The sequence below is a fragment of the Sphingomonas sp. UYEF23 genome, from assembly GCF_040546165.1.
Taxonomy (GTDB): domain Bacteria; phylum Pseudomonadota; class Alphaproteobacteria; order Sphingomonadales; family Sphingomonadaceae; genus Sphingomonas; species Sphingomonas glacialis.
Map to the genome: position 1 here is coordinate 111,965 of NZ_JBEPNG010000005.1, position 18,605 is coordinate 130,569.

General features: G+C 66.3%; 14 protein-coding genes. 3 read left to right on the forward strand and 11 right to left on the reverse strand.

Annotated features, from left to right (window positions below; translation table 11 throughout):
- Positions 1–37: 37 nt before the first annotated feature.
- The 11 genes from ABIB28_RS11200 to ABIB28_RS11250 form a co-directional block, all read right to left on the reverse strand.
- Positions 38–241, reverse strand: a complete 204-nt coding sequence (locus ABIB28_RS11200) for a helix-turn-helix transcriptional regulator (protein ID WP_354288188.1) — start codon at positions 239–241, stop codon at positions 38–40.
- Positions 242–370: 129 nt separating this feature from the next.
- Positions 371–1,555 carry a tyrosine-type recombinase/integrase gene (locus ABIB28_RS11205; RefSeq protein WP_354288189.1) on the reverse strand — a complete coding sequence of 395 codons (1,185 nt, stop codon included), beginning with the start codon at positions 1,553–1,555 and terminating at the stop codon, positions 371–373.
- 639 nt (positions 1,556–2,194) lie between these two features.
- Complete coding sequence (locus tag ABIB28_RS11210) at positions 2,195–2,668, reverse strand: hypothetical protein (protein WP_354288190.1); 474 nt, start codon at positions 2,666–2,668, stop codon at positions 2,195–2,197.
- Positions 2,665–6,036, reverse strand: coding sequence for a glycosyl hydrolase (locus tag ABIB28_RS11215; RefSeq protein WP_354288191.1), 3,372 nt, complete (start codon positions 6,034–6,036; stop codon positions 2,665–2,667). The genes ABIB28_RS11210 and ABIB28_RS11215 overlap by 4 nt, the downstream gene beginning before the upstream one ends.
- Positions 6,037–6,097: 61 nt before the next feature.
- Entirely contained in the window at positions 6,098–7,411 is a 1,314-nt protein-coding gene (locus ABIB28_RS11220) for a glycoside hydrolase family 1 protein (RefSeq protein WP_189677044.1), read from the reverse strand.
- A complete protein-coding gene (locus ABIB28_RS11225) occupies positions 7,408–8,292 on the reverse strand; it encodes an alpha/beta hydrolase (RefSeq protein ID WP_354288192.1) in 885 nt (294 codons plus the stop codon). Before ABIB28_RS11225 ends, ABIB28_RS11220 begins: the two co-directional genes overlap by 4 nt.
- Positions 8,293–8,302: 10 nt before the next feature.
- Positions 8,303–9,622, reverse strand: a complete 1,320-nt coding sequence (locus ABIB28_RS11230) for a glycoside hydrolase family 1 protein (RefSeq protein WP_502958237.1) — start codon at positions 9,620–9,622, stop codon at positions 8,303–8,305.
- A gap of 108 nt (positions 9,623–9,730) precedes the next feature.
- Positions 9,731–12,010, reverse strand: coding sequence for a TonB-dependent receptor (locus ABIB28_RS11235; protein ID WP_354288194.1), 2,280 nt, complete (start codon positions 12,008–12,010; stop codon positions 9,731–9,733).
- A gap of 54 nt (positions 12,011–12,064) precedes the next feature.
- Positions 12,065–12,910, reverse strand: a complete 846-nt coding sequence (locus ABIB28_RS11240; RefSeq protein ID WP_354288195.1) for a fumarylacetoacetate hydrolase family protein — start codon at positions 12,908–12,910, stop codon at positions 12,065–12,067.
- A complete protein-coding gene (locus ABIB28_RS11245) occupies positions 12,910–14,535 on the reverse strand; it encodes a bifunctional 3-(3-hydroxy-phenyl)propionate/3-hydroxycinnamic acid hydroxylase (RefSeq protein ID WP_354288196.1) in 1,626 nt (541 codons plus the stop codon). Before ABIB28_RS11245 ends, ABIB28_RS11240 begins: the two co-directional genes overlap by 1 nt.
- A gap of 145 nt (positions 14,536–14,680) precedes the next feature.
- Positions 14,681–15,571 (reverse strand): LysR family transcriptional regulator, encoded by an 891-nt coding sequence (locus ABIB28_RS11250; RefSeq protein WP_354288197.1) that lies wholly within the window; start codon positions 15,569–15,571, stop codon positions 14,681–14,683.
- Positions 15,572–15,692: 121 nt separating this feature from the next.
- Here ABIB28_RS11250 and ABIB28_RS11255 point away from each other — a divergent pair, with 121 nt between their 5' ends.
- The 3 genes from ABIB28_RS11255 to ABIB28_RS11265 are packed head-to-tail and all read left to right on the forward strand — an operon-like array spanning position 15,693 to position 18,560.
- Complete coding sequence (locus tag ABIB28_RS11255) at positions 15,693–16,583, forward strand: VOC family protein (protein ID WP_354288198.1); 891 nt, start codon at positions 15,693–15,695, stop codon at positions 16,581–16,583.
- A 19-nt stretch (positions 16,584–16,602) separates the two neighbouring features.
- Entirely contained in the window at positions 16,603–17,604 is a 1,002-nt protein-coding gene (locus tag ABIB28_RS11260; RefSeq protein WP_354288199.1) for a cupin domain-containing protein, read from the forward strand.
- Positions 17,604–18,560 carry an ABC transporter substrate-binding protein gene (locus ABIB28_RS11265; RefSeq protein WP_354288200.1) on the forward strand — a complete coding sequence of 319 codons (957 nt, stop codon included), beginning with the start codon at positions 17,604–17,606 and terminating at the stop codon, positions 18,558–18,560. Before ABIB28_RS11260 ends, ABIB28_RS11265 begins: the two co-directional genes overlap by 1 nt.
- Positions 18,561–18,605: the final 45 nt, after the last annotated feature.

Here is an 18,605-nt window from a genome sequence, read left to right on the forward strand (position 1 = left end):
TTTATTGCGCTTTTCAATATGGGGTAGCATGGACATGTTAGAACTTTCCTTTCTGGTAAACTACTTCCGGTCTAGACAATATCCATTGCTCGACCGCGTCGCGGTTCCAGCCGACCATACGAACAGATAGTTTTACCGCACGCGGGAAGTGCCCCCGCGCCATAAGGGCATAGAGTTGACTTCGGCTAATGCCCGTCCGTCGAAGAACTTCGGGCGTTCGTATTATAAACGCTGCGTCCATCGGATCGTCCTCATTTTCAACACAGCCAACATCGGGGACGCCGACTTTTGATTCCAGGCACAAATCCTTTAACGATACTAAAATCTATCTATTTTCTTGAATTAACAGGTCGAATTTAAATAATATTCACTATCGCCAGATAAGAAAACTGTCCCAATCGTTCATCAAGTTCCGACGTTTTTGGAAAAGGTCAGACCGCGCATATGCGGCCTCGGCTTTGTTCTGAATGACGTGCGCCAGCGCGAATTCGATCACCTCGCGCGGGTGCGCTGTGGTCTCGCCAGCCCAATCCCGGAACGACGACCGAAACCCGTGCGGTACAGCGGGGATACCCAAATCCTTCATAAGCTTCGACAGGGTCATGTCGGAAAGCGCCTTCGTTTCCTTCATGCCGGGGAAGACCAAGTCCGACTTATCGCTCTTAAGCGTATTGGCCTCTTTCAAGATCGCCACCGCACGATCGGACAGCGGTACACGGTGGGCGCGCTTTGCCTTCATACGCTCGGCGGGGATCACCCACTCGCGCTTATCAAGGTCGATTTCGCTCCATACCGCCTCGCGCGCTTCGCCCGATCGTGTCGCGGTCAAAACTAGGAACTCGAAAGCAAGCTTCGTCGCCTTGGTCGCGTTGCTCGCGCGTACCTTCGTAATGGCGGCAGCTACCTCGCCATAAGGCAGCGCTTGCCGATGCTTCACCGTCGATCGATCCTGCTTTGGTAAAGCAGCCGAAATTGTGTCGGCGGGATTATCGATGCGCCACCCCTGTGCGATCGCCCACTTCATTACCGTACCAATGCGTTGTTTGACCCTACGCGCCGTTTCAGGGTGCAAATTCCATATTGATGATAATGCTGCGAGAACATCGGCGCTGGTGACGGCGGTAATGCGTTTTTCGCCAAAGGCAGGATACGCATATGTTTCGAGCGTCGAAAGCCACTGCTTCCCGTGCTTTTTGTTGCGCCAAGTCGGTGCGGTAAGATCGTACACTTCCTGTGCCGCCGCTTCGAACGTTAGAATGGCCGTAGAGGCCTTCTTAAGGGCTATAGGGTCTTCGCCTGCCCGAGCCTGTTTGCGCTGCTGTAGGGCGGCTTCACGGGCCTCTGCGAGGGTAACAAGGCCCGCTGATCCCAAGCCAATGTCGCGTCGCTTCCCCTGTATCACCAATCGCTGCACCCAGCGCTTGGCCCCGCTAGCATCGACCTTAAGGTACAGACCGTTGCCGTCCCCGTAGAAGCCGGGTTCGTTAAGCGATCGAACGGTGGCGGCGGTCAGCCTCTTTTCGAGATGCCTACCGATGGGTTTGAACTTGGACATTTCCGTAACATAGCGCCCAACATAAATTTTGGGAACAAGCCGGATCGGGTTGGACCTTGCTGGAACCTATATTAGGTAAGACACTAACAAATAGGCATTATCGGAACCCACTGGAACACGCTGGAATCTAAGCGGGCGGCCTCCGTCTCCGCCAGCGCCCTCGCGAGCCTGGAACCTAAAAAAATCGGCCGCAGGTCATTTAGCCCTATCAGATGCGGCGACATGGGTGCGTTGCCGCCCCCGTCCCGACGCGCGCCGACCGTTGTTAGCGATTGCAAACAGGGCGTTTCGTAAATCTGGCGCGGCGGCCTTTAGAGCGAGCTCGACGGGCAGCGCGTGTTGGGCGTAGCGCCGGCGCGTCCGCCAAGACCTGCTGTGGCGGGGGATCCTGCCGATCATCCCGCCAGAAGCGAACCGTCGCGAGCCGCCCGCCCGTGACTTCCGACGCTACCGCGATCCGAACCAGGTCGAGCGCGTGTTACGGTACAAATAACCATCAATAGAAGAAATGAATCATATTCCGCTACTGCACCCGTTCGTCTCTATTCCGTTCACTTCGACACGAAACACTCACCAGGGATACCGCGAGTTCGCTATCATTGAGCTTGAACTGGGATGGTACTTCCCCGCTTGCCGTCATCACCTTTGACCAGGCGCATCGCCGAGGGCGAGCAGCACCGCCAGCCGTGCGATGATGGCACCGAGCAGCGCACCATAAAGCGGTTTGAGCGCGGCGACCGCGCCGAACGACCAGGACGGTCCGGTCAACGGCAGCACGGCCACGCCCGCCAACCCTGCCAGCGCCGCGATCGGTACGGCGACAAGCAGCGCGCGCACGAGCGCGTGGCGCGGCCATCGGCGCCCCGCCGACAGCGCGGTTACGCGCCCGGCCGCGAGCCGCCGCCGCGTCAGTACCGTCGGAACCAGGCAGCTCATCAACGCGACCATCAGGCTCTGCGGGACCGTGTCGACCGCCAGCCCGCGCCAGCCAAGCACCGGCACGACCGCCTGGCCGCCGAACGCGAGCCATACGAACACCGCGCTCAGCGCCGCGTTGATGACCGCGGCGATCGCCATCTCGGTGCGCACATAGCGCCGCTGCGCCGGGGTCACGGTGCGGCCAGCACGGTGACGGGCCCGATCAGCCCCGACGCGCGCAACGGCGCATCGGCGCGGTAGCTCGGCATCGCCGTCCAGGTCAGCTTGCGCGCGCCCGGTTGCGCGTCGCCGATCAGGCGATTGACCCAGAGATTGGCGACGCGCACCTCGATCCGGTTGCGCCCGGGGCGCGCCGCGGCGGCGATGTCGATCCGATAGGGCGCGTGCCACACCGTGCCGACCGCAACGCCGTTCACGCGCACTTCGGCGAGATCGCCGACTTGCCCGAGATCGAGCAGCAGCGGCGTCGCGCGATCGAGCGTCCTTGGCAAATCCAAGGCCGCCGCATAGCTGGCGACTCCCGAGAAATAACGGATCGCGGGGGAGGCATTTTCGTTGAGCGGCACCAGCCGCGCCAGCGTCGTGGTCGCAGGCGCCCCGCGTCCGGGCTGGAAGGTGACGGTCCACGGGCCGTCCATCCGTGCCACGGTTCGCGACGGCGGCGCAGCGCGTGTCACGCTGGCGTCGGTCGCTTCGCGGCGGAACACCACGAACACCGCCTCCTCGCCCGCCAGATCGAGCGGAACGATCGTCTGGCCGCCCTCGATGCGATACGAAACGGCGCTGCGCCGCCCGGTATCGGCGTGCCACAGTTCGGGCACCTTGCCGGTGACGCGGAAACGCGCCGCGATGCGCTCCGCACGGTTGCGGCGATTGGTTACGAAATAGACGTCGCCATCGGCGAGCGCGCAATGCGCGAAGAGGATCTCGCTGTCGGGTGCGGGCTTGGTATAGGCGAAATCGGGCAGCAGACCGGTTCCGGCAAGCGCGGTCTCGACGTCGTGCCCGGCGATGACGCGCCCCGTCCCGATGGTCGTGACCGGCGTGCCCGACCACAGGCGCCGAACCAGCGCGGAGAAAGCAGCACGATCGTCGCCCAACGCTGGCGACCCCGTCGGCGCATCGCCGATGAGGGTCGCCCCCTGCTCGACCAGCGTCGCCAACCGGCGCAGCACCGGCAGCGTCATGCGCTGTGCCGAACCGCCGAGATACAGCGCGCGGTAGCGGGCACCGCCAGATGAAACCACGCTTCCCTTCGCGACCGACAGATCCTGCGTCAGCGCATCGGCGTTGACGAAATCATAGCCATAATGGGTCGGCGTGTCGCCGAGCGGCGCACGCGCGAACAGCGCGGTCAGCGGCGCTTCCTCACCGTAGAAATAGGCGACGTCGGCGACGTTGCGGCCCTGCTGGAGCATATAGCTCGACCGCGCGATGTAATCGATCCACGGCCGCGCCATCTCGGCCCAGCTTTCGTGCCGGTTGAAATATTGACCGAAGATCGCGAGCGACAGGCCGGGCAGTTTGTCGTCGACCGGCTGGTGCACCGAGGTGTGGATCACCGGCCGATTGATGCCGCTCGCAAACTCCAGATCGACGACGCGCTTGAGATCGGCCGGCGCGAATGCCCAGGGCGCCAGCCCCGAGGTGAAGGATTCGGCCGCGACGATGGTCTGGCCGTAGAGATGCGCGACCGACGCCGCGCCGCGCAGATCGCCGAGCAAGGTCGGGCGCGGCTTGCCGGCGCGATCATAGGTCCACATCGCCGCCATCGGCACGTCGGCATGGCGCCGCATCGCAAGGTCGTCGCCGAGCGCCGGGCGGCCATCCTCGAGCGCCTCGCCATACACTTTGAGGCCAGCGGCATGCGCGACGCGCGCGACCGTCCCATAATGTTCGCTCGCGAGCAGATCGGCGAGCGTCCGGCGGTAATCGTACAGGAAGGCGTCGCTGCGCGCGCGCGAGCCGACCACCGCCCCGGTCAGCGCGGGAAGCCACGGGCGCGGATCATAACCGCGCAACCGTTTGAACTGCGCGAGCATCAACGGCGTCCAATTGGCGTCGCCCGCCTCGAAACTGTCGGTGACGATCGCACGGATGCCTTTCGCGCCGACCAGATCGGGGCCCGCCGCCGTGCGGTACATGCCGATATAATGCTCGAGGTAGCGCGTGACCGCGGCGGAATCGTATTTGTCCACCTCGAGCCCCGTCGCCTCGGCGGTGGCGGGATGGTTGGTCGTGCCGAGCAGCGTCGCCCCCAGCCGGACAATCCGCCAACGCCCCTTGGGCACAGTCCAGTCGAGCGTGCCGTCGAGCTGCATCCGCGCGGTGAGATCGACCACGCGCGCAGGATCGATTCCCATGCTTTCGGGCACAGCGCCGCTGAGTGCGTAATAATCCGCGACGGTCGCGAAGCCGGCCTTGGCTTCGAACCGATCGATCCTCGCCTCACCCGACAGGCGCAATTGTGCGACCGCGACCGATGTCGCGGGCGGTCCGCTCGGGAACATGCCATCGACCACGGCGCCGGGCGCGGGCGCGCCGAGCCTGATCCGGGGAGGCGCGGTGTTGGGACCGAGCACGAGCCGGAACGCCCGCGCGGTAATCGGCGCAAAGCTGACCGTCGTGGGTACCGCGCCAAGCGGCAGCGTCGCGATGGCGCGCCAGCCCGCCCCATCGGCAACCTCGAGCACGGGCTGGAACAGCGCGTCGCCAAACGGCGGCAAGGCACCTGGGATGAACAGCGTCGCGCTGCGGATCGTGGTCGGACGGGGGTAGGTCAGCGTCACGACGCCGGGCTGATCGGCGCTGCCGCGCGGCACGGCGACCGACGTCTTGGCATCCGCGTCGAGCAATGCCGCTGCATCGACCGGGCGACCGGCGACGGTCGCGGCCGGAATCGCGGCTATGGGCGGATCGACCGGATAGGCCAGCACCATGACATCGGCATAATCCGTCGGCGGCGTCGATGCCTTGCCGCCAAAAGCGGCCAGCGGATCGTCGAACGGCAGCGCCTGGAACGGCCCGGTCGTGCGCGGCGGCGATGCCAGCTGCCCGGCGAAGCGATGGCCGCCAACGATGTCGGTTTCGCTCCACACCAGTTTCTTCATGCCGTCTGCGGGTGCCACCCACGGTCCGCCGGTCTCGCTCCAGCCCGGTGATCCCGCGACCGCGAATTCGAGCCCGAGCCGGTCCGCGGTCGTCGCCGCAAGTCGGAAGGCGTGGCGCCACTCCGGGCTCATATAGGCGAGGCGTCGCTCGACCACCTGCGGGGCCATCAGCGAAGCGTCGAAGGTCTGCACGCCTCCGAGGCCGATGCGCTTCATCCATTCGAGATCGGCGACGATCCCGGGTTCGCTGATATTGCCGTCGAGCCAGTGCCACCACACCCGCGGCCGCGCCTCCGCCGGAGGATCGACGAACCCGGCGGCGAGGCTGTCACCCGACGCTTGGTCCGCGATCGGGGGAGCGGTCTGGGCGAGCGCGGCCGACGAGGCCAGCAGCGCCGCCGTCAGCGCGAAGAAGCGAAAGCGATGCTGCATCAGGGCGTTCCTCAGAGTTTTCGCGTCGGCAGGCGCCGCGCCTCGACCGCCGCACGCCGCCTCACAGCGCGTTGCGCCGCGCGAAGGCGCCGAGCACGGTAGCGCTGGGCTTTGGCGTCCGCTTGAAGGTGGTGCGATCGACCTTCGCCAGCCCGAAGCCATGGTCGAACCCGGCACCCCATTCGTAATTGTCGAGCAGCGACCAGTGGATATAGCCGAGCACCGGCACGCCATCGTCGATCGCGCGCTTCAATTCGGGGAGCGCGCCGGCGATCAGCGCGCTGCGAATGCGGTCGTCATCGGTGCCGACGCCGTGTTCGCTGACCAGGATCGGCTTGCCCGTTGCTTCATGCGCATAGCGCACCGCGCCCGCGAGCGAGGGCGCATACACCTCCGCCCCGCGGAAGTTGAGCGTCGCGCCAGGCGGTGGCGGCAGCTTGCCGGTCGAATTCCACACCGATCGCTCGTAATTCTGAACGCCGAGGAAATCGTCGCCCTTGGCCGATTCGAGCCAGACGCCGTAGAGTTCTGCGCGCTTGGCATCGCGCAAACTGTTGGGGCCGACCGCTTGATCATCGGCAAGCGCAAGGCTGATGCCGACCGGCAGATCAGGCCGGACGCCCTTGATCGCGTCGCGCCCGGCCTTGTGGCCGGCGAGCATGTTGCGTGTCACCGCCGGCACATCCTCGGGCAGCACGGTATTGGCCACGACGAACTTGGCCGACCCGGTCGCGCGCGCCGCGGCTGCCAGATTCGCCTTGAGCAGGCCGAAAAAGGCCGGCGGCAGGACGATCGGCAGCATGCTGGCGATATTGGGTTCGTTGAACGTCATCGCATAGCCGATTCCCCCCGCCAGATGGCGCGCCGCCCGCTCGCAGAAGCGCGCAAACAACGCCGGAGCCTGCGCGTTCGTCCAGCCGCCCTGCGCCGCGAACCAGCGCGGCGTGGTGTAATGGTTGAAGGTCACCACCGGGGTCAGCCCGCGCGCGCGACAACCGTCGATCATCGCCTTGTAATGATCGAGCATCGCGATCGAGAACAGGCCGGGCCCTGGCTCGATCCGTGGCCATTCCAGGCTGAAGCGATAGCTGTTGAGGCCAAGGCTCTTCACTAAGTCGAGATCGGTGCGCCACAGCTCGAAGCTGTTGTCGGCATCGCCCGATGGTGGGCCGAGCGCCGGCTCGACATTCTCCAGCACCCACTGGTCGCTGTTGGTGTTGTTGCCCTCCACCTGATGCCCCGCAGTCGCTGCACCCCAGAGAAAGCCTTTGGGAAAAGCGCGTGCGGTGACGCCCGGGTCCGCGCGGCGGGCCAACGCCGGGGCGGCGAGGAGCGCACCACCGGCGGCGAGCAGCGTACGGCGATCGATGGTCATAGGGACTCCTGCTGTGGTGCCGCGACGTCGGCGATGAAGGCGCGGATCTCGTCGGTCATCCGCGTGTCCGCGCCGCCGATATGGCAAGCGAGACTGAAGTGATTGTGGCCCGATGCGATATGGCTGCGCGGCAGATGCCCGTGCCGCGCGAGCCGCGCCGCCAACACGGCGATCGTCTCGGTCTGAAAGCGGGCCGGGTCGAACTCGGCGCACGCGATCAGCAGCGGCACGCCGGTCTCGACCATCGCATCGCGCGGATGGCGCGCGGGATAAGTATCGGCCGGGCCGTAGTAGAGCATGTCGCGCTCCTCGAGCGGCGTGTAGCCGTAAAGCCCGGACAATAGCACAGCGCCGCGCACGCCGGGATCGGCGGCGCGCAAGCGCAGATGCGTCGCGACATGCACCGCGCCCGCCGACGTGCCGATGACGACGATTCGGTCGGGATCACCGCCATGGTCGGCGGCATTCGCCCGTAACCAGTCGATCGCCGCGCCGACATCCTCCCCGCCCGCGGGCCAGACGGCTTCGGGCGCAAGGCGATAGTTCATCACCGCGCCGAGCATTCCCGAGCGCGCCGCCCAACGCCCGACATGCGCGTTGAACGGATGATCCGGGCTGCTCTTCTCGCCGCGCACGAAGCCGCCGCCATGGACCCACAGCACGACCGGGACGCCCGCCGCTGACGCGGGCGGCGCGTAGAGATCGAGCCGCTGGCGGGGATCGTCGCCATAGGCGAGATCGCACGCGCTTGCCGGCTGGGCGGTGCGATACGCATCCTGCTCGGCGCGAAACAGATCCTGAACCTGCGCCAATGTCGTCGGGCCGAGCGTTCGGCCGAGCGCGGTGATCGCGGCGCGGAGGGAATCCGATTGTCGAGTCATGGCTGCGTGCTCACAAGGCGTTGCGCCGCGCGATCGCGCCGAGCACGGCGGCGCTCGGCTTGGGCACGCGGCGGAAGGTGGTGCGATCGACGGTGGCGAGGCCGTATTTCGGGCGATATCCCGAAACCCATTCGAAATTGTCGATGAGCGACCAATGGAGATAGCCGATCACCGGCACGCCCTCGTCGATCGCGCGCTTCAATTCGGCGAGCGCCGCCGGGATCAGCGCGACCCGGTCGCGATCGTCCTCCGTCGCGATGCCATGTTCGGTGACGAAGATCGGCTTGCCGGTCGCGGCGTGGACATAGCGCGCGCAATTGGCGAGCGAGGCGGGATAGGTCTCGTTCCCGATCTGATCGCGTTTCGCCGTCGCGGGCAGCGCGACGAGGCCCGTGGCATCCCACTGATTGCGCGAATAGTTCTGGATGCCGACGAAATCGTCCTGCCGTGCGGTCTCGAGCCACGGCCCGTAGAATTCGTTCCGCTTGGCATCGCGCAGGGCGGTTTCGCCAACGGCCTGTTCATCGACGATCGCCAACGAGAAGCCGACGGGCAGCGTCGTCCGCGCGGACTTGATCGCGGCGAACCCAGCCCGGTGCGCTTTAATCAAATTGGGCAAGGTCTCGCGCGCCGAGCCGAACGCCGGACCGCCGACGAAGCGCTTCGATCCGGTCACGCGCGCCGCTTCCGCCAGCATCGGCTGCTGCGCCATGATCGCTTGCGGCGGTACCATGGCTGCGGCGATCAGCAGACCGTTCGGTTCGTTGAGCGTCACCGCGCGCGCAATCCCGTCGCCCAAATGCCGCGCCGCGCGATCGCAATAGCGCGCGAACAGCTGCGGAGATTCGGGGTTGGTCCAGCCGCCGCGCGCGGCGAACCAGATCGGCACCGCCCAGTGGCTGAACGTCACCACCGGCTGCAACCCGCGCGCGTGGCACCCCGCGATGATCGCCTTGTAATGATCGAGCAGCGCGATCGAAAACTGACCCGCGACCGGCTCGATCCGCGACCATTCGATGCTGAAGCGATAGCTGTTGAGGCCGATCGCCTTGGCCAGATCGAGATCCCGCGTCCACAGCTCGAAGCTGTTGCACGCATCCCCGACCGGCTCGGCAAAGATCGTCGGCTTGATGTTTTCCAACAGCCAGAAATCGCTGTTGGTGTCATTGCCCTCGATCTGGTGCCCGGCGGTCGCCGCGCCCCACAGGAAATCCGCGGGAAAGCCGCCGCTGCGGCGCGGCTGTGCGATCACCGGGGCGATCACCGGAGCGATCACCGGGGCGGCCAGCAGGGCGGACGTCGCCGCGAGGAGAGATCTACGATCCATCACCAGATATTCCCTCGCGGCAGCACATCGACCTTCGCCCGCCGCTGACACGGCCGGACAGGATCGTCGACCCCGGCGGCGGATCACAAACCGATCCGCCGCTGGCGATCTTCAGAACTTCGCGTCCAGGCTCAGTCCGACCTGGCGGAAGGACTGCGGACCATAGATCGCGCCGACATTGGCCGCACCGTTGTACGGGAAGTCACTCTGGTACAGGGACGGCTCATGCACGTCGAACAGGTTCCGCGCGAACACCGCGATCTGATAGCGCTCGTCCTCGGTGCGCAGGCCGATCCGCCCGCCGACCGTCCAATGCGGGCGGAAGGTCGATTCTGGGCGTGAATTGGCTTCGTAGCGGATCCGCGACTTCCACACCGTGTCGGCCGCCAGGAACGCGTTGAGCCGCGTCGTCACCGGCTGCTGATATTCGCCCGACAGCGTGAACTTGTACTTTGGCGCATAAGCGAGCTGCGTCCCGCCGATCTGCGTCCCGTCGGTGCCGAAGTACTTGGTCGGATAGGTCGCCTTGGCGTAGATGAAGCCAGTGTTGAGCGACAGGTTCCGGTTCACGCGCCCGAAGAAGTTGATCTCGGCACCGCGCGTCTTGACGCCGTCGATGTTGGTCTGAACGCACGACAAGGCGGCAGTCGAAGCAACCGTGGTGCACTGCTGCGCCTGGAAGTCCGTCACCTTGGTGTAGAACAGGTTGATATCGGCAACCAGACCACGGAACAGCGTCGCCTTGAGGCCCGCTTCATACGCCATCGGGATCTCGGGACGCACGATGTAGGGCGACAGCGGTGCCGCCGGCGTCGCGATCTGCCCGCCCTTGAAGCCGCGCGAGGCGGTTGCATAGACCATCGCGTTCTTAAGCAGATCATATTGCGCGCCGAAGCGATACGAGATCTTTTCCGTGCTCAACCGCTGCGCTTGGATCCGGTTCGTCGCCAGGTCCAGATTGTTGCGATCGAGCGACAGCTTGGCGCTGGTGATGCGCCCGCCGCCGATCAGCCGGAAGGCCGGCGTCACGTGGAAGGTCGCCTGCCCGAACGCGGCGAGCGATTCATCGACGATCGTGTCATAGGCACCGATCGATCGCGCGATCGGGATCGCGACATTGGGCGCGGGGATGAGCGTGACACTCAGCGATTCGGGCGTCCGGGTCTGCTTCTGGTGCGAGTAGAAGGCGCCGACCGTATATTCCAGCCGGTTGCCCGACGGCGAACTGGCGCGGAATTCCTGCGTGAACAGGTCGATATTGCGATGCGTCGCGCCGTTTTCGACCTGCAATTCGAGCGGATCGCCGCGGAAGATCGAGGTGACGTCGCCGCGCTCCTTGTTCACGCGATAGGCGGTGATCGATGTCAAGGTGAGCGGACCCGCATCGTAATCGAGCTGGAGCGAACCGCCGAAATTGTAGGTGCGACTGAGCCGCGGTCGCGCGGCGCAGTAGTTCTGATTGCCTTCGCCCACGGTCACGCCACAGCTGGCAAGCCGCGCGGTGATGCCAACCGGATCGAACCCGCCGCCGCCGAAGAATGGCCCCGGCCCGCCGGCGCGGACGAAGGTGAAGAAGTCGCCGCCATTCTCAAGGCGCGACTTGGTATAGTCGCCGATCACGTTGACCGTGAGTGCGTCGCTCGGCGTCCACAGCAACCGCCCGCGAAAACCGAAGCGGTCGACGTTGTTGAGGTCGCCGGTCAGCGCGTTGCGATTGACGCCCTGCCGCTGGTTGAGCAGCCCCGACACGCGGATCGCAGCGTTCGACGCGAGCGGCACGTTGACGACGCCCTGCACGACCTGATTGCCGAACTTCGATCCGGCGGTGCCGTCGTTCGAAAGCTCGGTCCGCACGCGCGCGCTGAGCCGGGTCGGATCGGGCGCGTTGGTACTGACGTTGATGACGCCGGCCGACGTGGTGAGGCCGAACAGCGTTCCCTGCGGCCCCTTGAGCACTTCGATCCGCGCGACGTCGAACAGATCGCCGATATTGGCGTTGCCCTGGCTCACCTGATCGACCACCACGCCGACCGACGCCACTGCGCCCGCCGAGAAGGTCTGCGTCCCGATCCCGCGGATCGCGCCGCCGCCGCCGGTATTCTGCCCGGGCGCCTGCTGGATCTCGAGCGAGGGCGCGATGCGGTTGAGATCGTTGAGCGTGTTGACCTGCTGGCGCTCGAGCTGCTTCTGATCGGCGACCGTGATCGAAATCGGCACGTCGACCACACGTTCGCGCCGACGCTGCGCGGTGACGACGATATCGGCGCCGGTCTGGTCGGCCACGGTCGCCGCAGGGGGCGACGCCGAAGCTGCGCTGTCCTGCGCCGTGGCGATGGTGGGGACAGCCAGCCAGCTGGCGGATGCGAGTGCGACGGCAAGCGTGCGGTTCATGATGACCTCTCCTGATTTTGTTGTTGTTGTTGTTATTGGTTTTTTACGCACGGCTCAGTGGGCGACATCCTCATCGACCACATGATTGGTGAGCGTTCCGACCGGGCCGATCGCGACTTCGACGCGGTCGCCCGCCTTCATCCACAAGGGCGGCGTGCGCTTGGCACCGACGCCGCCGGGCGTGCCCGTCGCGATGACATCCCCTGGCGAAAGCGCGGTGAATGCCGAGACATAGGCAATGATCTTGGCGATCGGGAACACCATGTCGCCGATCGGCTGGTCCTGGACGATTTCGCCGTTGAGCCGGGTCGTGACATGCACGTCGGACAGATCGCCCGCTTCCTGCGGCGTCACCAATTGCGGGCCGAAGGCGCCAGTGCCGGGGAAATTCTTGCCCGGGATGAATTGCGACGTGTGCCATTGCCAATCGCGGATCGACGCGTCGTTGAAACAGGCATAGCCCGCGACATGTGCCATCGCATCCTGCTCGGCGATGGCACGCCCGCCGCGACCGATGACGATCGCGAGTTCGCCCTCGAAATCGAGATGGCCGGACACGAGCGGCCGCACGATCGGCTGGCCGTCGGCGATTAGCGTATCGGCGAACCGCGTGAAGATCGACGGGTTGTCGACCTTGGCGCGACCCGTCTCGACCCGGTGACTTTCGTAATTATGCCCGACGCACAGGATCTTGCCCGGATTGGGGATAACCGGCAGCAGCAATACGTCTGCCGCGGCAATGGCCGGGCCATCCGCAAGGGCCGACAGCGGACCCGCCGCGATCGCTGCCTTCAAATCGACCGGCGCGCCCGCAACCGCACCGGCATCGTGGATCGTCGCATGATCGATCCGGCCATAGCTGGTCGTGCCATCGACGCGGCGGAAGCTGACATAAGGCATTAACGTACTCCTCGAGCAGGGGCCGAGACCGCTGCGGAAAGCTCAGCCACGGCGGATTCCGGTTTCGGCGCGTGCAAATGGAGGGCGGTGCGCGCCTGCATCAGCAGCGCAGCGAGATCCTCGTTCGCGACGCCGAACACATAAAAATCAGGGCGGACCAGCACGAAGCGCGCGCCGCGAAGCTTAAGCCAGCGCCCGACAACACCCCCGTCGTCGAGCGCCGCCGCATCGACAATCGTCAGATCGAGCGCGGACAGCGCGGCGAGGGTTGGCGACGCCGAAACATCCGCTGTTGCTGCCGCATCGATCGCGAACAGCCGCCAGCCACCGCCGGTCACGGTGTCGAGGATCTTCGCGTCGCCGCCAATCCACGGCTGGATGAAGCGCTCCCCGGCACCGCGCGTTCCAGCCGCGATTGCCCCGGAGGTATAGGCCGGGATGAGGTCCGCCGCGGTACGGCCGGATGTGCCAGCGTGCTGCGCGCGCATCGCGGCATCGCGCTCGGTGGCGCGTTCGGGGTCGAGTTCGCAGATATAGCGACCCGCCGCGACCGCCGCGCTGACGACGCTGCGCACGTGCGGATCGCGTTCGACCTGATAGGTGTCGAGCAATGCCGCATCGGCATCGCCCTGTTCGACCAGCGCGAGTTTCCAGATCAGGTTCGCGACATCGCGCATCCCGTGACACATGCCCTGCCCGAAAAAGGGCGGGGTCTGATGCGCTGCGTCGCCTGACAGGAACACGCGTCCGTCGCGCCACCGCTCGGCGATCAGCCCGTGGAAGCGGTACGTCGTGGCGCGGATCAGGTCGTAGGGCACGCCGTCGAGATACGGCTTGAGCAGCGCCGCCACCGCGTCGGGCTGCATCATCGCGGCGTCGTCCTCGCCCGGCAGCAGCATGAACTCCCAGCGGCGGATATTGCCGCGTCCGGGCACGATCGTCGCCGGGCGCTGCGGGTCGCACATCATCACCGACAATTGCTGAAGGTTCGCCGCTTCGGGGACGCCCCAGAGGTCGGGAAAGCGCACCGGCTGGTCGACGTGCGCATCGACGACGAGCCACGATTCCTCGAAATCGAGATCGTCGAGCGCGATGCCCAGCGCCTTGCGCGTATCGCTGCGCGCGCCGTCGCACGCGATTACCCAGCGCGCGCGGACCGTGTCGGTCGTGCCGTTGCGGCCCAGCTTCACACTGACCCCGGCATCGTCCTGGACAAAGCCGTCGAGTGTCGTGTCGAGCGACACGGTTACCGTCGGGGCTTGCACGAAGCCGTTGCGCAGCAGCGCTTCGAGCTCGGGCTGATAGAAGAAGTAATCGTTCGCCCAGCCAAACGGCTTGGGGCGCCCCGCCGTCCCCATATAGCGGATCACGCCGTGATCGGCGCCGATATGCAGATGTCCCTCGGTCTCGCGCATGGTCGGGGCGATCGCATCGGCGAGGCCGACGCCCTGGAACAGGCGCATCATTTCGTGGTCGAGATGCACCGCCCGCGGCAATATGTGGGGCGCCGAGTCACGATCGATCACCAGGGTCGCCAGTCCCGCCTGCGCCGCGAGGTTCGCCGCGAGCGCGCCGACCGGACCGCAGCCGACGATCACCAGATCATAGGCCGGCGGCACTGTCATCGGACGGTCTCGGGGGACGAATACGGGCAGTAGCAGCGCATCGATCGGGATCCTCTCGCGGTGTTCTGATGACACCGAGCGCCCCAATGCGTGCTTCCTAGCCCCTTTGTAAAATATTGGATTTTGCGAATAGCATAGGTTGAGGCTATGCCAGGACGGCGGTGATCGCCTTTACCAACTGTGCGCCCAGGTCGGACAGCGCGCGGTTGCGGAGCGTGCGGATCCCGATGCTGCGCGTCACCTTCGCGTCGGTCACCGGCACCGCGCGCAGCACGCCCATCGACAGTTCGGCGCGGGCCACGCCGCGCGGCAGCATCGTGACCCGCGCGCCGCCGCGCACGATCGCCATCGAGGTCAGCAGCGAATCGCAATAGATCACGTCGAGCGGCAAGGGCACTTCGGCGGCGAGGAACAGCGCATCGATCTGCCGCCGGAATGCGCCGCCCGGCAGCGGCAGCACCCACCCCATCGCGCTCATCTCGCCGAGCGACACCGTCGGCCCCAGCGCGTCATGCGCCTTCCCGACGATCAGCGTGAAAGGATCGCGCGCGATACTGATCTCCGCGATATCCTCGGGCGGCGGCTCGATCCCGGTCGTCACCACCGCCACCTCGATCGCGCCGCGCCGCAGCAGATCGGCGAGCTGCGCGTCCGACCGCTCGATGATATGCAGCGCCATCTGGTCGGCTTGCGCCATGCGGTTGATCGCGGCGGGCAGCAGGCTGACCAGCGCGCCGGGCGTCCCGCCGACGCGCAACGGCCCACGGACGCCCTTGCTGGCGAGCGCGACCGACTCCTCGGTATCGCGCAGCAATGCCTCCATCATCTCGGCGCGGCGCATCAGCACCGTGCCCGTATCGGTCAGCACGATCCCGCGCCGCCCCCGCACGAACAAGGCCGTGCCGAGCTGCTTTTCCAATTGCGCGATCGCCACCGACACCGAGGGTTGCGAGATGTTGAGCTCGCGCGCCGCCCCGCTGATCGAACCGCCGCGGCCGATCGCCAGAAACATGCGCAAGACGCGGGAATCGATCATCATGGCCTCCGTCCACGGCTATAGTCATAGACTATGCATCTCTAGGCAATACATATTTGCGGATATGTCGATCGGCGCGCATAGCGACACCGACCGCGCATCCGCGGCTGGAGAGAGGATCATGGCCCGTTTCCCGATCACCGGGCTGCGCAGCGTCGATCTTACGGTGCCTGATCTTGCCGCCGCGATCGATTTCTACACTGCGGTATGGGGGCTCGACCTGGCCGATCGCAGCGGCGAGCGCGCATGGCTGCGTGCGACCGGAACCGATTCGCACGTGGTCGCGCTCTATGCCGGCCACGCACCCGACATCCGTTCGATGACCTTCCGGCTTGCCGACGATAGCGACCCTGCCGCGCTCTGCGAGTCGGCGCTCGCGCACGGCGCGACGCTGCTGCACGCGGCGCGCGCCGCCGATGAGCCTGGCGGCGGCGCGGTCCTGGCGCTGCGCGACCCGATGGGCCGCGCGATGCGGATCGTCCAGGGCGACACGCCGGTCGCCGCGCTGCCCGATGATCCCGCGCGTCCCGAGCGGCTGTCGCACGTCAATTTCAACAGCGACGATGTCGACCGCGACGTCGCCTTCTTCACCGAAGCGCTCGGCTTCGGGCTGACCGATCGGTCGAAGATGATGGGGTTCGTGCGCACCAATGCCGATCATCATACGATCGTCATCTCGACCGCGCCGGTCAACACGCTCAACCATGTCGCCTTCCAGATGCCGAGCTGGGAGGGCGTGATGCTCGCGGCGGGCAAGATGATCGACCGCAGCTTCCCGATCGGCTGGGGGCCGGGGCGGCACGGGCCGGGCGACAACGTCTTCACCTACTTCGTCGATCCGTTCGGCTTCGTCATCGAATACACTGCCGAGGTGTTGCAGGTCGACGAGAGCTATCGCGTCGGCAGCCCGGAGGACTGGACCTGGCCCCCCGGCCGATCCGACCAATGGGGCATTGCCCCGCCCAAGACCGCGGAATGCAAGGCGGCACAGCTCGCCATTCCGTTCGCCTGATTGCTTTAGGAGAAACGCCATGACGCTCAATCGAACCCTGCCCGGTGCCACCCCCTATGTCCTGCGCGCCGGCGAGGGCGTGTCGCATCTCGTGGCGGGCCAGGTCGTGCGCACGCTCGCCGGGATCGAGCAGACTGCGGGAGGTTTCGGCGCGATGGTCTGCGACGCCCCGCTCGATCGTGGTCCGATCCCGATGCACTGGCACGAGCGCGAGCATGACACCTGGTTCTGCGTCCGCGGCAAGTTGCAGGTGTGGAGCGGCGACGAATCGCGCGTCCTGACCCCCGGCGACTTCGCCTATGTCAAACCGGGCGGCACGCACAGCTATCAAAGCGTCGCCCCGCGCACGCAATTCTTCGGCGTCGTGGCGCCCGGCGGATGGGAGCAGTTCTTCGCCGATGCGGGCGAAGTGTGGGGGATGACCGGGCTGCCGCCCGCCGACAAGCCGTTCGACTTCTCGCGGATGGGCCCGGCGATGGGCAAGCACGGCATCATGCGCGTCGACAATCCGGTCTATGCCGAGGCCACCCCGGTCGGCGCCGCGGATCAGCAGTTGCCGGGTACGCCCGCATCCTATTTCCTCGAAGCAGGCTATGGCACGCGCCGCACTTTGCTCGGCCATCTCTCGACCGCGGTCCTCACGACCGAGGAAAGCGCGGGATTCATCGATATGCGCGTCATCGAGGGCGGGCATGGTGCGACGATGCCTGCGCTGCGCCACGCCGCTACGCACCTGTTTCTCTATATCCTCGACGGCTTGGTCGCGCTGACGCTCGACGGCGAGACCTATCAGCTTGGCAGCGGCGATTCGGCCAATATCCCGGCGGGGACCGCTTATGCGACGCAGATCCTTTCGGGGGCCGCCCGCTGGGTCGCGACGGCGTCGGGCGGCAATGGTGCCGAGCTCTGGGATGTCGCGGGCAGTGACTGCGCCGCCTTCTGCTTCCCGACCGAGCATGACCGCGCGGGCGATCTCGCGAACCTGACGCGCGCCGAGCAGATCGACGTGACGCTCGCCTGATGGAGCGGGCGCTCTCGATCGGCTGCACCTTCTCCGACCGGATCGAGGCGCTGCTCGATGGTCGCGTGGCGATCGAGGGCGTGGCGCACGATCTCCGGATCGTCGAGCCGCAGCGGCTGTTCCGGCAGGTCTTGCACGACCAGGCCTATGACGTCGCCGAGCTCTCGATGGGGTCGCACATCGCCGCGATCGCGGCGGGGCGGCGCGACTATCGCGCGGTGCCGGCGTTCCTGTCGCGCAGCTTCCGCCATTCGAACCTGTATGTGCGGACCGACCGCGGGATCGCGTCGCCCGCCGATCTGGCGGGCAAGCGGATCGGCCTCGTCGATTTCCAGCAAACCGCGGCGCTGTGGCTGCGCGGCTTGCTTGCCGACGATTACGGCGTCGCGCGCGAATCAATCACCTGGATCACCGGCGGCCTCCACGCGCCGATGCTCGAGGACCGGATGCCGCTCGTCTTGCTGCCGGGGCTGCGCGTCGAACGTTCGCCCGAGACGCTCGACGCGTTGCTGCGCGCGGGCACGATCGACGCCGTCATCAGCCCGACCGCACCCCGCGCCTTCGCCGATCCCGCCACCCCGGTCGATCGGCTCTGGCCCGATCCCCGAGCGGCAGAGCTGCTGTTCTGGGAAAGCCGCCGGCTGTTCCCGATCATGCACGTGCTGGTCGTCCGGCGCAGTCTGATCGCCGCGCGCGCCGGTCTGGCGGACGCGGTGTTCGCGGCCTTCGACGCGGCCCGCAGCATTGCAGCGGCGGACTTGCACTCGCGCGATTTCCCCAAGGTCATGGTGCCGTGGCTGCCCTCCTTCGTCCACCAGGCGCACGCCGCGCTCGGCACGGATCCCTGGACCTATGGAGTCGAGGGCAATCGCGACGTGCTGGAAACGATGCTGCGCTATGCGGTCGCCGACGGGCTCGCGCCGCCATCGCTGCGCGTCGACGACCTGTTCGCCTGACCTGGCCGCCCGCTCGGTTTGCAATTTCGCTCGATCGACCCGTCG

Coding starts and splice junctions, on each gene's coding strand:
- ABIB28_RS11200 (WP_354288188.1), bottom strand. CDS start 241: ATGGACGCAGCGTTTATAATACGAACGCCCGAAGTTCTTCGACGGACG.
- ABIB28_RS11205 (WP_354288189.1), bottom strand. CDS start 1,555: ATGTCCAAGTTCAAACCCATCGGTAGGCATCTCGAAAAGAGGCTGACC.
- ABIB28_RS11215 (WP_354288191.1), bottom strand. CDS start 6,036: ATGCAGCATCGCTTTCGCTTCTTCGCGCTGACGGCGGCGCTGCTGGCC.
- ABIB28_RS11220 (WP_189677044.1), bottom strand. CDS start 7,411: ATGACCATCGATCGCCGTACGCTGCTCGCCGCCGGTGGTGCGCTCCTC.
- ABIB28_RS11225 (WP_354288192.1), bottom strand. CDS start 8,292: ATGACTCGACAATCGGATTCCCTCCGCGCCGCGATCACCGCGCTCGGC.
- ABIB28_RS11235 (WP_354288194.1), bottom strand. CDS start 12,010: ATGAACCGCACGCTTGCCGTCGCACTCGCATCCGCCAGCTGGCTGGCT.
- ABIB28_RS11240 (WP_354288195.1), bottom strand. CDS start 12,910: ATGCCTTATGTCAGCTTCCGCCGCGTCGATGGCACGACCAGCTATGGC.
- ABIB28_RS11245 (WP_354288196.1), bottom strand. CDS start 14,535: ATGACAGTGCCGCCGGCCTATGATCTGGTGATCGTCGGCTGCGGTCCG.
- ABIB28_RS11250 (WP_354288197.1), bottom strand. CDS start 15,571: ATGATCGATTCCCGCGTCTTGCGCATGTTTCTGGCGATCGGCCGCGGC.
- ABIB28_RS11255 (WP_354288198.1), top strand. CDS start 15,693: ATGGCCCGTTTCCCGATCACCGGGCTGCGCAGCGTCGATCTTACGGTG.
- ABIB28_RS11260 (WP_354288199.1), top strand. CDS start 16,603: ATGACGCTCAATCGAACCCTGCCCGGTGCCACCCCCTATGTCCTGCGC.
- ABIB28_RS11265 (WP_354288200.1), top strand. CDS start 17,604: ATGGAGCGGGCGCTCTCGATCGGCTGCACCTTCTCCGACCGGATCGAG.